Annotated in this window: 15 protein-coding genes; 12 read left to right on the top strand and 3 right to left on the bottom strand. The window is 30.6% G+C overall.

Annotation, left to right across the window (positions count from 1 at the left end; genetic code table 11):
- The first annotated feature begins 221 nt into the window (after positions 1-221).
- The gene (locus tag IY230_RS02160) at positions 222-446 is read left to right on the top strand and encodes a hypothetical protein (protein WP_196369700.1); all 225 of its coding nucleotides are present in this window, start codon (positions 222-224) and stop codon (positions 444-446) included.
- A complete protein-coding gene (locus IY230_RS02155) occupies positions 443-766 on the top strand; it encodes a hypothetical protein (RefSeq protein WP_196369699.1) in 324 nt (107 codons plus the stop codon). Before IY230_RS02160 ends, IY230_RS02155 begins: the two co-directional genes overlap by 4 nt.
- A gap of 82 nt (positions 767-848) precedes the next feature.
- Here the strand turns inward: IY230_RS02155 and IY230_RS02150 are convergent, their stop codons facing one another.
- Positions 849-1,466 (bottom strand): TetR/AcrR family transcriptional regulator, encoded by a 618-nt coding sequence (locus IY230_RS02150; protein ID WP_196369698.1) that lies wholly within the window; start codon positions 1,464-1,466, stop codon positions 849-851.
- Positions 1,467-1,763: 297 nt separating this feature from the next.
- Here IY230_RS02150 and IY230_RS02145 point away from each other — a divergent pair, with 297 nt between their 5' ends.
- The 8 genes from IY230_RS02145 (at position 1,764) to rlmD (IY230_RS02110) (ending at position 9,329) form a co-directional block, all read left to right on the top strand.
- Positions 1,764-2,975, top strand: coding sequence for an acetyl-CoA C-acetyltransferase (locus IY230_RS02145; RefSeq protein WP_196369697.1), 1,212 nt, complete (start codon positions 1,764-1,766; stop codon positions 2,973-2,975).
- A 32-nt stretch (positions 2,976-3,007) separates the two neighbouring features.
- On the top strand, positions 3,008-3,211 hold the full coding sequence (locus tag IY230_RS06740; protein ID WP_196369704.1) for an ATP-binding protein: 204 nt from the start codon (positions 3,008-3,010) through the stop codon (positions 3,209-3,211).
- A 69-nt stretch (positions 3,212-3,280) separates the two neighbouring features.
- Positions 3,281-3,715: an alpha/beta fold hydrolase gene (locus IY230_RS02135; RefSeq protein WP_196369696.1), complete on the top strand. Its 435-nt coding sequence runs from the start codon at positions 3,281-3,283 to the stop codon at positions 3,713-3,715.
- Positions 3,716-3,854: 139 nt separating this feature from the next.
- On the top strand, positions 3,855-5,210 hold the full coding sequence (gene rlmD / locus IY230_RS02130) for a 23S rRNA (uracil(1939)-C(5))-methyltransferase RlmD (RefSeq protein ID WP_196369695.1): 1,356 nt from the start codon (positions 3,855-3,857) through the stop codon (positions 5,208-5,210).
- A 153-nt stretch (positions 5,211-5,363) separates the two neighbouring features.
- Positions 5,364-5,765 (top strand): DUF4430 domain-containing protein, encoded by a 402-nt coding sequence (locus tag IY230_RS02125; protein ID WP_196369694.1) that lies wholly within the window; start codon positions 5,364-5,366, stop codon positions 5,763-5,765.
- The gene (locus IY230_RS02120; RefSeq protein WP_196369693.1) at positions 5,762-6,271 is read left to right on the top strand and encodes a hypothetical protein; all 510 of its coding nucleotides are present in this window, start codon (positions 5,762-5,764) and stop codon (positions 6,269-6,271) included. Before IY230_RS02125 ends, IY230_RS02120 begins: the two co-directional genes overlap by 4 nt.
- Positions 6,272-6,453: 182 nt before the next feature.
- On the top strand, positions 6,454-7,800 hold the full coding sequence (locus IY230_RS02115; protein WP_196369692.1) for a DEAD/DEAH box helicase: 1,347 nt from the start codon (positions 6,454-6,456) through the stop codon (positions 7,798-7,800).
- Between the two features lie 146 nt (positions 7,801-7,946).
- Positions 7,947-9,329 carry a 23S rRNA (uracil(1939)-C(5))-methyltransferase RlmD gene (gene rlmD / locus IY230_RS02110; protein WP_196369691.1) on the top strand — a complete coding sequence of 461 codons (1,383 nt, stop codon included), beginning with the start codon at positions 7,947-7,949 and terminating at the stop codon, positions 9,327-9,329.
- Positions 9,330-9,835: 506 nt separating this feature from the next.
- Here the strand turns inward: rlmD (IY230_RS02110) and IY230_RS06665 are convergent.
- Both IY230_RS06665 and IY230_RS02105 read right to left on the bottom strand, forming a co-directional pair.
- The gene (locus tag IY230_RS06665; RefSeq protein WP_269059427.1) at positions 9,836-9,970 is read right to left on the bottom strand and encodes a hypothetical protein; all 135 of its coding nucleotides are present in this window, start codon (positions 9,968-9,970) and stop codon (positions 9,836-9,838) included.
- 158 nt (positions 9,971-10,128) lie between these two features.
- Positions 10,129-11,331: an MFS transporter gene (locus tag IY230_RS02105; protein ID WP_196369690.1), complete on the bottom strand. Its 1,203-nt coding sequence runs from the start codon at positions 11,329-11,331 to the stop codon at positions 10,129-10,131.
- A gap of 225 nt (positions 11,332-11,556) precedes the next feature.
- On the opposite strand from IY230_RS02105, the gene IY230_RS02100 reads away from it, so the two are divergent.
- Together IY230_RS02100 and IY230_RS02095 are read left to right on the top strand one after the other, a co-directional pair.
- Positions 11,557-12,993: a glycogen synthase gene (locus IY230_RS02100; protein ID WP_196369689.1), complete on the top strand. Its 1,437-nt coding sequence runs from the start codon at positions 11,557-11,559 to the stop codon at positions 12,991-12,993.
- Positions 12,993-14,219: a glucose-1-phosphate adenylyltransferase gene (locus IY230_RS02095; RefSeq protein ID WP_196369688.1), complete on the top strand. Its 1,227-nt coding sequence runs from the start codon at positions 12,993-12,995 to the stop codon at positions 14,217-14,219. Before IY230_RS02100 ends, IY230_RS02095 begins: the two co-directional genes overlap by 1 nt.
- Positions 14,220-14,376: the final 157 nt, after the last annotated feature.

Raw genomic sequence — 14,376 nt, 5'->3', positions numbered from 1 at the left:
GATTCAAATGTAAAAATTTGGGTTATTCCTACAAATGAAGAAGTTATGATCGCTCGTGATGTTTTAAGATTACAAAATAAATAGTAGGATTTTTAGTTTAAAAGCTCTGATAAATTCTTTTTATTAGGGCTTTTATATTTGATTAGAGGGTTTCTATAAATTGAAAAATATAAAGTGTATTGACTAGTAAAATATAAAAAGATATAGTCAAAACTGCAGGTGTGAAGTCAGTTATTGTTGCTTCTATCCAAGAAGGATTAAATGTATTTATTGGTACAATGCAAGCTGAACAATTAAACGTTCCTACATTAACATCTTATGTAAAAGCTGATGCAACAGTTGTTGATGCAAATACAACTTATACATTTGATATTTATACAAAGGCTTGGGTAGACATTCTTTTGAAGAAGGTCAAGTTTCAGCAGGCGTATTCGTTTAAGCAATGATGGGTGCTTCATTCTTAACAAAAGCTGAAAGAACTGCTTATGCAGGTAACTCATTTTCAATCTCTGGTTATATAGCAGATATTAACTTTATCGATGGTCTAAAACGTGTTGAAGCAAATGAACAAGATTTAACTTGGGAAACATTTATTAAAGCTATGGAAGAAGGTCCACTTGATATTCCAATGGGTGGTACTATAGATTTTTCTGGTGGTAAAGGCAGGGGTATCGCTTCTATGTCATTATTAAAATACAACTCAACTACTAAGGCTTTTGATTTGGTTGAAGGAATTGAAACTTTAGAAACAATTCAAAATAAGTAAAACCTTCTTAAAAGACGATTAAAAAAGAGAAATCCAAAATATTGAATTTCTCTTTCTTTATCACAAACTCTATTTTAAGTTATTAATTAGCTTTATTAGTGAACATGCCATATTTTAGAAAATAAATGACTTGATCAACAATTCTATCTATTTCTGCTTCGGAAATCTTATCTTTAAATAAGATTTGCAACCCGATAAAATTTGATATACCCATAAGCATAAAGGCAAGTGTCTCTAAATCAATGTTTGAATCCACCTGATGTGCATCAACTGCTGATTGAAGATTCTTCATATACACTTTAGCAAAATTTGTGTAATAGGACTGGAATAAATCATGATCTACAAACATAGATTCCCAAATGATTCTATAACTTAGTGGATCTTGTCTAGAGAAATTTATAAAATTTTTTAGACCAACACGTTCTTTTTCTTCCCTTGTGGGTAAGTCTTTAATAGCAATATGAATCATTTTATGAATTTGCTTAGAATAGTCATTTAATAGATAGTCATAAACTGCTCTTTTGTCATCAAAATAAATATAGAAAGTTCCAATAGCAACCTTTGCCTCAAAAATAATTTCATTGGTAGAAGTAGCTAAGAAACCTTTCTCGGCAAAGAGTTTACGAGATACCTTTAATATACGATAAAAAGATTTATAACCTGTTTGTGTCTTAGGTAATCTTATAGAATTTGATGTCATACACACGCTCCTGTTAACTGATTAAATTTTGTCATTAAATAGAAATGGTTTCACCGAAATGTGAACATAGATTCATTATACACTATTTATATTTACTTCTCATAAAAAATAACATTTATCATCAGTTTTAGATAGTAATACGCTTCGATAATACAAAAACTAGTGTTTAAGAAAATAAAATAACGCAAAATATAAAGCGTTTTCATTTTGTGTTGACATAGTGATAAAAAAGTGATAAAATTAATATGAATATACATTCATATTTCAAATATACTATATAAAAAAAGAGGATATGTTATGAATAAAGTTTTTGTTGTAGCTGCTAAGAGAAGTGCCATTGGATCTTACTTAGGGACATTGTCACAATTGAGTCCAGCAGATTTTGGGTCTCAAGTTTTAAAACAAACTTTGGAGCTTAATAACATCAAGCCAGAGTGGGTTGATGAAGTTATTATCGGTAATGTATTACCGGCAGGTCAAAAACAAGGATTACCAAGACAAATCTCTATCAAAGCGGGTATTTCACCAGAAGTACCAGCATATGGTGTAAATATGATTTGTGGTTCTGGTATGAAATCGGTTATCACAGGTGTTGCAAACATTAAAGCTGGTTTTGCAAACTTAGTTGTTGCTGGTGGTGTTGAATCCATGTCACAAGCACCATATTTAGTAACAGGCACTGTTAGAAATGGTGTTAAAATGGGTAATTTAGAATTAGTTGACTACATGGTAACGGATGGTCTTTCAGATGCATTTGAAGGTTACCATATGGGTATTACTGCTGAAAATATTGTTGAAAAACATAAATTTACTCGTGAAATGCAAGATGACTTTGCATATCACTCACAAGTTAAAGCAAAAGCAGCCCAGGAAAAAGGATTATTTGATGAAGAAATCGTTCCAGTAATAATTCAAACTAGAAAAGCTGAAATTGTATTTGATAAAGATGAATATATCAACTACACAACAACTAGAGAAAAAATTGCTCAATTACGTCCAGCGTTTAAAAAAGATGGTACAGTAACAGCGGCAAGTTCTTCAGGTATTAATGATGGTGCAAGTTTTATGGTCTTAGCAAGTGAAGCATTTGTAAAAGAACATAATTTAAAACCATTAGCAGAAATAGTTGGTGTTGGTCAAGCAGGTGTTGAACCAAGCGTTATGGGTTTGGGGCCTGTACCTGCAATTAAAAATTCATTAAAACAAGCGAACCTTACGATAAGTGATATTGATACTTTTGAATTGAATGAAGCATTTGCAGCACAAGCATTAGGTGTTGTACGTGAACTTTCTGAAGATTTAGGTATTAAAGAATCAGCAATCTTAGATAAAACAAATCCAAATGGTGGTGCGATCGCATTAGGTCACCCGGTGGGTGCATCAGGTAATAGAATCATGGTAACACTATTACATAATATGTTAAGAAATGAAAACCATAATATTGGTTTAGCAAGTCTATGTATTGGTGGCGGTATGGGAACATCTGTCATCTTTAAAAAAGTTAAATAAGTCAACTTGAAGCAAAACTTTAATTTCAGTTAATAGACTTAAGATATACAAAGAAGTCTACGATCTTCACAAGCAATATGACGTTTGATAAATGGCCACAAATATTAGGCAATGATGAGATGATGACAAAAGCCGTTCTTGATCGTAACTTACATCACTCTTACATCTTTAATATAGTAGGACCTTCTTATAGAATTAAAGATAAACTAAAGCATTCATCTAATAAAACTAAATAAGGAATATTACATGCACACTTTCTTTCTTTTTTAAATTGACATTTACATGTATACAAGAAAAAAGAAGACATGGCGCTTGATCCTGTTCAAGTCTTACCACTTCTTAATATTTATGAAACAAATAATAGTCAAATGCTTACAACCATTTATAACTATGTTATCTATACAGGCAATAAAAAACCTGACAATGATACAAATCTAAAATGGATGGATGAAGCAGTTAAACAAAGAAACTTAGTGGATGTAGACTGGGCACTAGCAAATTTTAATATTTCTAATGAACCAAGTTTATACCAATTAGGTAATAATAAACTATCAAACCTAAAAGCTAATACATTGATTATTTGGGGCGATAAGGATGTTACAGTACCGAAAATTATGTTTGATGAAACTGTTAGGTTACTACCAGAAGCTACTGTATTAGTATATGAAAATGCAGGTCATTCAATAATAGTAGATGAAACTGAGAAATTAGCAATAGATATTGTTCATTTCATCTCCTAGTCTTGATTTTTATTCATGAGTAGAGTTATGTCGTTGACATAACTCTATTTTCATAAATTAAGGCATACTTATGACCATAATAACTCATATTATTGGGTTTGACTTCAGTACATGTTATAATATTTTTGAAGGTGAAATTATGCAACAAAAAATTAGATTAAATGATATTTTAGAAATTGATGTAAAGCGCATGGGTATTAATGGTGAGGGCATAGGTTACTATGAACGACTTGCTATTTTTATTGATAATGCACTACCTGGAGAAAAAGTCTTAGCTCAAATTACAGAAGTTTTTCCTAACAGAGCGACTGCCAAAGTACTACAAACATTAGAAAAGAGTCCAAATAGGGTAAAACCTTTATGTCCTGTTTATGATGCATGTGGTGGTTGTCAAGTACAACATTTTGATTATAATGCAATGCTTGATCAAAAAAAGGACATCATTAAAAAAGCCTTAGATAGATATGTCAAACGTTATGATGCACACATTATTTCAGACACAATTGGTATGGATAATCCTAAAAATTATAGAAATAAAGCATCACTACCTTTAAGACTAATAGATAATAAAAACCGTTTTGGTATGTTTGCTAGAAACTCTAATGCTTTTGTTCCTATTAATACATGTGGTGTTCAACATACTAAAATTAATGACATCTTTACAACTATGACAAGTCTCATGGATAGATATCACATTGATGCATATGACCCGGTACTACAAACTGGTATCATTTCACATGCTATTGTTAGAATTACAGAAAACTTAAATGAAGTACAAGTTACATTTATTCTACCTAAAGCATTTGATGGATTAGATAATCTAGTTCATGAACTAGCGGAGCTACATCCGGAAATCATGTCTATATATAAAGTAATTAACCCAGATGTTAGACAAAGTTATTTTACTGAAGATATCCATTTAATCTATGGTAAAGAAATGATAGAAGAACAACTAGGTGGACATACATTTAGTCTATCACCTGATGCTTTCTTCCAACTAAACACCTCACAAGCAGATAAATTCTATAATGAAATGAAGCGACTAGCACAAATTAAGCCAACTGAAATTGTAGTTGACGCTTATGCTGGTATCGCACCAATTTCACACTATATTGGTCAAGATGCTAAACATATTTATGCAATTGAGATTAATGAAGATGCAGTGAAGTCTGCAAAAATATCACTGGACCAAAATCATATTGATAATGTGACTGTGATTGAAAATAATTTTGAAGATGCGCTAGATAATTTAAAAGATATAAAAATTGATGTCATGTTATTTGATCCTCCACGTAGTGGACTTGGTGAAGATGTTATTCAAACCATTTTAAAATATAAACCTAAACGATTAGTCTATGGTTCATGTAATCCATCTACTCTAGCAAAGGATTTATCACTCTTATTAGAGGATTATGATCTTAAACACATTACCCCGATTGATATGTTTCCATATACCAGTTTGGTGGAAAGTATCACATTACTTGAGTTAAAATAATTTGATTGAATCATCAATGAATTTAGGCTAGAAAATGATTTTACTAGCCCTTTTTGTTAGAATAGAAACAATGATATTAAATCATTAAAACAGTATAAAAGTGTACTTATATACATAGATAATAAGCACACATATCACATGAGGCATGCAAAGATGAAAGTAATTAAGAAAAATATAATAACCATTATACCAGCGGTACTATCTATTTTAGTTATTGCATTTACAGTGTCTTACCTAAATCAGAAGACCTATGCAAAAGAAGATGGTGTCGTTACAATTGAATTTCAAAATGATGAGCATATAATTAATAAAAATATTTACTTTTTTAAAGGTGATACACTTCAAAATGTCATACTTAATCATTTTAAAGATGTCCGATTTGAAGAGAGCACTTATGGTCCTTTTTTAGTATCTATTGAAGGGTACACAATGCCAAAGGATTATGCTACATATATAAGTATTTATATTGATGGAAGTTTTAGTCCGTATGGGATTGGTGATATAGAATTAAAAAATGAAATGACAATTACATTAAAAGTGGAGCGTGGATCATGAAAAGTAAACTACAAATTTATGATATTGTGCTTATTTCACTTTTAACATCCTTTTTATTTGTACAAGAACAACTTCTAACATTTATACCAAACGTACAATTAACAATCTTTATAATCGTGTTATACTCTAAAAAACTTGGTTTAATAAAAACCTCACTGATAGTTACCATACATGTCTTACTAGATAGTTTTTACACTTCTAGTTTCGGCATTATTTACACGCCATACATATTTATTGGACTTATGATGATACCACTAACTTTAACAACCATTTTTAAAAAGATTAATAACCATATCCTACTTGGTTTATTGGGGATAGTGTATTCAATTATTTATAGTTGGTTATTTTTAATACCTTTTGTTTTTGTGCTAAAGGTAAACCCTTATCTATACATTGCATCTGATATACCATTTCAAATACTATTAGCATCAAGTAGTTTTTTATCTATCTTAGTACTTTATCAGCCAACTTCAAACTTATTTGATCAAATACTAAAAAAGTATTAAATACCTAAAAGTATGTGTTGGACACAAAAATTGGTCATATATAGACAATAATTGTGTTAATTTAATAAAATAGTCTAAAAATAGTGTATACTCTTAAAGGTAGATGATTTAGACATTTTATTTCAAGGTGTTTTTTACATCAAACACCTTAAAATAAAAATACAGAGAACAGGAATTAATTAATGAAATTTAGTGAATTAAACATTATAGAACGTATTCAAAAGGCTTTAACCTTATCTGGATATGAAGCACCAACAGCAATACAAGAACAGGCAATACCAATCTTATTAAAGGGTCAAGACCTACTTGGTAGTGCTCAAACTGGAACTGGTAAAACAGCTGCATTTGCAATACCAATCTTACAAAAAATATATGAAACAAAAGAACACAAAGCTCCTAGAAAAATACAGGCGCTTATACTAACCCCAACTAGAGAACTTGCACTTCAAATACATGAAAATGTCAAAACATATGCAAAGTATTTGAATATTATAAGTACTACCATCTATGGTGGTGTATCACAAAAAAGACAAGAAGAAGCACTTAAACGTGGTGTAGATGTTGTTATTGCAACACCAGGTCGCTTACTTGATTTAATGAATCAAAAAATAGTATCCTTACAAGATGTAAGATATCTAGTACTTGATGAGGCAGACCAAATGTTAGACATGGGCTTTATTAAAGATGTAACGAGCATTGTTGATAAAACACCAAAGAAGCGTCAAACGATGCTGTTTTCAGCAACTATGCCTAAACAAATCGAGACCTTATCAAAACAAATCTTAGTAAACCCTGAAAGAATTGCTGTTACACCAGTTACACAAACACTGGATGCAATTACTCAAAGTGTTTATATGGTTAATAAGGCAAATAAGACGTTATTGTTAATTGATTTAATTTACACCTTAAATATGAAATCAGTTTTAGTTTTTACAAAAACTAAACATGGTGCCAATAAACTTGTTAAAAATTTAATGAATTTAGGTATTGAATCTGAACCAATACACGGTAGTAAATCACAAGCTGCCAGAGAACGTGCTTTAGCAAACTTTAAAAAAGGTAAAACTAAGATTTTAGTTGCAACAGATATAGCAGCTCGTGGTATTGATATTGAAGCACTTGACTATGTTGTAAACTTTGAATTACCTGAAGTACCAGAAACCTATATTCACCGTATTGGTAGAACAGGGCGTGCTGGATTAAGCGGTATGGCATTATCACTAGTGGATCCTGCTGAGCAAAAGTTACTCACACAAGTAGAAAAACACATAAACTCTAAAATTCAAGTTGTTGATCACAAATATCAAATTCAATCACAACCAAAACATAGAGAAACAACAAGTGAAAAACCAAAGGCCGATGTATCAAGAAAACAAGAAAAACCAAAAAAAGAATTGCCTGATTACTTAAAGTTTAAAGGCCATAAACCTAAACCTAAGAAGAAGAAATCAGAGGATAAATCTTTTGTAACCTATCAAAAGAAAACAAATCCATATTTTCAAACTAAAAAATCAAACAAGAAAAAGTAAGTCAAATTTAAAGGCACTGTCATTGGTTAAGGTAAATATCATTATTTACGCCAAACAGTCCCTTTTTTCATGAATATACAATAAAAACTGTTACAATATAAGTAAACTAGAGATGTAAAGCCATCCCTAGATTTTAAGGAGCACATATGATTAACGAACAAATCAAAATAAATGACTTGATAGAATTAGAAATTAAAAAACTAGGTATCAACGGGGAAGGTATTGGGTATCACCATAAACTTGCTGTTTTTGTTGATAATGCATTACCTGGTGAAATAATTACAGCAAAAGTAACTGAAATATTTCCTAACCGCTTATTAGCAGAAATTGAAGAAATTAAAGTTAAAAGCCCAGATAGACTTGAAGTGATGTTTCCAGAGTATGAACTATGTGGTGCATATAGTATGCAACATGTGACGTACGAAAAGTCACTACAAATTAAACGTGATATTTTAATTAACGCCTTAAATAGATATGTAGATAAAAAAATAGTCTATTCTAAAATTAAACAAACAATAGGTATGAATGAACCACTAGGTTATAGAAACAAGGTATCTTTACCTGTAAGAAAGCTGGAAGGTAAGAATAAATTTGGATTATATGCTAAGGGTGGTAATGAATTTATTCCAGTAAATGATACACCAGTGCATCATCCTAGAATCAATGAAATCATTCAAATTGTTGAATCATTAATGGATCAACATAAATTTCATGCTTATATCCAAAAAGATAAAAGTGGCTACATGAAGTCTATGGTTATTAGAAGATCATATACGACAGGTGAAGTTCAAGTTTCTTTTTTACTCATGAAAAAATTTGAAGGCATTGCTAAGTTTACTGAAGCGCTTGTTGCACAATGTCCAGAGATTGTAAGTGTATTTGCATTCTATACAGATAAATATAAAGAACAAATATTCTTTACAAGTGATTATGAAAACCTATTTGGTAAAGCAACTATTAATGAAAAAATAAATAATCAAACATTCTCATTGTATCCTGAAGCTTTCTTTCAATTAAATACTGTGATGGCGGATAACTTCTATAATAAAATGAGAGAACTAGCTAACCTACAACCTACAGATGTTGTCATAGATGCTTATGCCGGTTCTGCACCAATTAGTCATTATATTGCCAAAGATGTCAAAAAAGTTTATGCAATAGAAATTGATCAAAGAAGTGTTCAAAGTGCAATATTATCTTTAAAGCGAAATAACATTAAAAATGTAACCGTCATTCAATCTGACTTTAAGAAAGCCTTAAAGAATCTTGAAGTGGATACGATTGATGCAATGTTCTTTGACCCACCTAGAACTGGTCTTGGATATGATACAATTAAGCAAATACTAAAATACAAGCCAAAGAAACTGATTTATGGATCATGTAATCCTTCGACTTTAGCTAAAGACTTAGAAGATTTATTAAAAACTTATGAGCTTAAGAGTTTGATTCCTATGGATATGTTTCCTCATACTCCGTTGGTAGAAAGTGTTTCTTTACTTGAGTTAAGAATAGATTTAGAAACTGTTTAAAAATATATAACTATAAAAATAGAGATACATACCAGATAAAGTACTGGATTAATGTATCTCTTTTTTAATAGATGATAAAAATATATATGATAGTATGAGTTTATTTTTAGGTTGTTAGAATATACCTAATGATTTTTGACCTGTAACCTTTTCATATAAAAGTTCACTTAATAGTATGAACTGAGAAGGTACATAATGAATTGGCATTTTAAATTGATAAAATTCATCCTTGTAGTAGATTTGAATATTTCTTCCAAGATCCCCTGGTAATTGAGGTACATCTTCAACGGGTATCGTAAATTCTACATGTTCATTTTTATATGTTCCTTCATAGTTAAAACCTTTTATGGAAAGAGATAATGTACCCGCTCCAAGTGGCTTAATAAATTTACCTTCATAGCTTTCTATGACAGTAGTACTTGATAAACTGTAGTTTAGGTCTAATTGAAGTTGTTCTAAGAATAAGTCTTTTTGATTCTGGTAAACATCGTGAACGGTTTTACCATCTAATAGACCATAATAGTCATAACTTCTTGTATGTAAACAATTTGGATAAATAAGTTGATAATATTAAAAGAACCACCACCTAAAATATCTGCAGTAGCAAAAGCTATTTTTTTACTAAAATTTTTCTTCTTCATGTTGTGATATCCTTTAAATATAGTGTTTAAATGTTGCAAATATTATAGCATGAGCAAGTCTTAATTCATATCATAGTAGCTAGTTGAAGGTAAATTTAATGAAAGTCCGATAATTTATCAATATGAAAGTTAAATGATTATATAGGATATGAAAAAAATCACTGATTAAAGTGATTTTTATTTTGATGTGCAGACTTAATTTTGATGAATAAAATATACAATATAGATGCTATAGAAATACACATAATAGGTATAAAAATAACACCCAAACTTACCGATGAATCAATTAATATACTAGTGTATAAATTTCCTATAACAGCAGCTAGCCCATAACTTAGATACATATATCCATACGTTCTATTAAAGTTATTTTTACCAAATAGATCTTTTGTAATAATTGGCATTAAAGCTAACCATCCACCTACAGAACCCCAACTAAGTGTAATCGTTAAGATAAATAACCATAGACTTGAAGGGTTTAAGAAAATATATGTGATTGAAACAAATAAAGTGATTAATGAAATAAGTATAACAGATACTTTTAATTTTAACTTGTCATAAATAAATCCGAATAAGGGTCTAAATAACCCGTTTGCGAGCGCGAATAAACTCATATAGATAGTAATCGTAGTAACGTCTAAATCAAAGTAATCTGTACCAATGTAAACGGTTAATCCAATCATAGATAAACCAAACATAATCCCTAAAGTAAACAAGATGAAAAATATCGTAAAAGTATATTTTGAGGCATGAACTTTTTCTTTCTTATTTTTGACATAGAGTTTTGATAAATCCAATTTTCTTATAAGTAACCATACAAAGATGGATAGAAGTATGGTAGATGCAATGCCAAAATATAGTAAAGTATTTTGAAACCCAACAGAGTCAAAACTTAATTGTAATATAGGCGCAACAATTACAGTGGATAAACCAAAACCGGCAATTGTTAAACCCACGGCTAGCCCTTGATTTTTCTCATAGACTGTTTGAATGATCTGTACAGGGATACCATAGAGTATTCCAACCCCAATCCCTATGAAAACACCATGACCTAAAGTAAATATGAGGTAATTGGTTGCATAAGCAGCAATCATATAACCAATACCGATTGATATGATACCAAGAATTGACCACTTGTAAAAATTAGATTTTTTCATAAATCTACCACTTAACATCACCATAAAGGCAAAGACTGCAAGTGATGTTAAATAGGGTATTGAACTTTGGGTATGTGTTAACCCGAGTTCGTTTTCTAGTTGTAATCTAATAACACTGTAGGCGTATACTACACCTATAATAAGTTCAATAATAATCCCACTAATTAAAACGGTGAGTTGTTGTTTTTTGTTTAAGGACTGCATTAATTATGTCAACTTTTCATCATGATAGATTTCGCTTATAAAAAGCGATATGATAAGCATACCAAATTCAAATATAAAAAATCAACAAATATGATTTGAATATCAAACAATATAAATATTTATTTATTTATAGGGTCAAAAGGGAATTCCATTGATAAAACCGGTACCATAAGGTATAATTTAATTAAATAGAGATAAGTATCTATAAGAAAGGAATTCTCCTTTATGAAAATTTTGTTTTGTAGTTCAGAGGCTTTCCCTTTTAGTAAAACTGGTGGATTAGCTGATATGGCTTATTTTCTACCTAAATCCATCAAATCATTAGGGCATGATATAGTTGTCATCACACCTTTCTATGAAGGTATTAAAAAACACCATGAAGCAATGACTTATCTAGGAACTAAGACTATTTATATGGGACATGGGGAAGTTATAGTTAATTACTATAAATTAGTATATGACAGTATCACCTATATTTTTGTTCAAAATATGCACTATTTTGAAAGAGAAGGGTTATATGGTTACCATGATGATGCTGAAAGATTTGCAGCATTTAGTTATGCTATTTTGGAGAGTTTAGATATCATAGGGTTTTATCCGGATATTATGCATATCAATGACTGGCAAACCTCTATGATTCCATATCTATTAGACAAACACTACAGACATCAAAGTTTTAACTATTTTAGAATACATACCTTACTTACGATACATAATTTACAATATCAAGGGGATTTTGATAAAGATGTAGCAAAATTCTTTAACACAGATTTTGATTACACTTATATTCATTTTGATCGTGTCAATTACCTTAAAGCGGGTATTGAACGCGCCACTAAAATAAATACAGTATCACCAAGCTATAGCAAAGAAGTTATGACCAGAGAATATGGGTTTAGCTTAGATGGTTCGCTAGAAAATAGATCTAATGATTTTTCAGGTATTTTAAATGGTATTGATGATGCCAACACTTTTAACCCGGAGACAGATAAATACTTGATCAAAACTTATGGTGTAAGAAACCGTAAATCAGGCAAGCACCTAAATAAGCAGTTTTTACTGGAACATTTTGGTTTAGATAAAAGCCTAGACGAACCACTGATTGCCTATGTAGGAAGACTTGCTGATCAAAAGGGACTTGGACTTATGGAATACTGTTTAGAGGAAGTAATCCGATATAGTAATGCTAAGTTCATCTTAATGGGGTCGGGTGATAAAGCATATGAAGACTATTTTAGATACTTAACTTATAAATATCCAACTAAAGTTGGTAATTATATAGGATTTAATGAAAAAATAGCACACATTATCTATGCGGCTAGTGACATGTTTATGATGCCTTCAAGATTTGAACCATGTGGTTTAGGTCAAATGATAGCAATGAAGTATGGATCACTACCTATTGTTCGAGAAACTGGTGGATTAAAGGACAGTGTAATACCTTATAACAAATACACACAAGAAGGTACAGGTTTTAGTTTTAAGAATTATGATGCGTATGATTTAAAAGATAAGTTATTTGAAGCAGTTAATCTATTTAATGAAGATAAAGATACATGGCAGATTTTAGTCAAACAAGCAATGAAAAGTGATTTTGGTTTAAATCAAATGGCCAGAGCATACGAGAAATTATATAAAAACATAATAGGGGAAAAAATATAATGGAAACACTAGCACTCATACTAGCTGGCGGTAAAGGTACCAGATTAGATGTCTTATCAGAAAAAAGAAGTAAACCGGCAATGCCTTTTGCAGGAAAATTTAGAATTATTGATTTTACGTTATCGAATTGTGTACAATCAGGTATTTATGATATCGCAATTTTAACTCAATATTTACCACTTTCACTTAATAAACACATCGGTAGCGGAAAACCTTGGGACTTAGATAGAAGAGATTCATCCGTAACACTTTTACAACCACACACCAATTGGTATATGGGTACAGCGGATGCTGTATTAAAAAACTTAGAATATTTATCGAGAAAAAATCCAAAGTATGTACTTATTTTATCTGGGGATCATATCTATAAGATGGATTATAGAAAAATGATACAAACCCATAAGGAAAAAGGTGCACTACTTACGATTGCAACTCAAAGAGTAAAGCCAGAAGAAGTATCTAGATTTGGTATTATGTCGATTAACTCAAATAATGAGATTATTGAGTTTGAAGAAAAACCAAAAGTATCCGACTCAAATCTAGCATCCATGGGTATTTATCTATTTGACTTTAAACTGCTTAAGAAAGTACTTGAAGAAACTATAGCGGAAAACCTAGATTTTGGTAAACACGTAATTCCTAAGTTGATTAAAACAACTCAAGCAAGTGTGTATGCACATGAGTTTAATGACTACTGGATGGATGTGGGTACATTAGATGCCTATTTAGACGCCAATTTAGCTATGGCACAAACTTATACTGAACTTGATTTGTATGATCCATCTTGGAAAGTATATACAAAAAGTGAGGAACTTCCACCGGTTAAAGCAGGTAGTAAAGCTATCATTCAAGATAGCTTAGTATCAAATGGGTGTATCATCGAGGGTACTGTCATCAATTCAGTATTAAGTCCAGGGGTACGTGTTGGTAAGGGTAGTATTGTTAAAGATAGTGTCATTTTAAATGACACAATCATCGGTAATGATGTTAAAATTACTCAATCAATCATCGATAAAGAGGTTATTATTGGTGGCCACACTGAAATTGGTTTTGTTGATGATATGACACCAAATAAAGAAAAACCAGATATTTTACATACTGGTATTACAGTTGTTGAAAAACAATCTGTTATACCAGGTCATATGAAAATTGGTAAAAACGTACGTATTTTCAAAACTGCCACATTTGATAGAAAAGTCATTGAATCTGGTGAAACTATAAGATAAGCATAATAAAACTAGTCAGTGTAGTTGTTATTTCTACAAAGGACTAGTTTTTTATGTTAAAATATAAAATTTGAATTATAATTATATTTTCACGAAACTTTCAATTATTTCAAGTATGTGAAAAAAATATACAGAGTAAGATATAAAGTAGTAAAGC

The organism is Acholeplasma laidlawii (assembly GCF_015709225.1).
GTDB classification, from domain to species: Bacteria; Bacillota_I; Bacilli_A; order Acholeplasmatales; family Acholeplasmataceae; genus Acholeplasma; species Acholeplasma laidlawii_A.
Note: the sequence above shows the minus strand (reverse complement) of the source record. Positions and strands in the feature narration are given on the sequence as shown.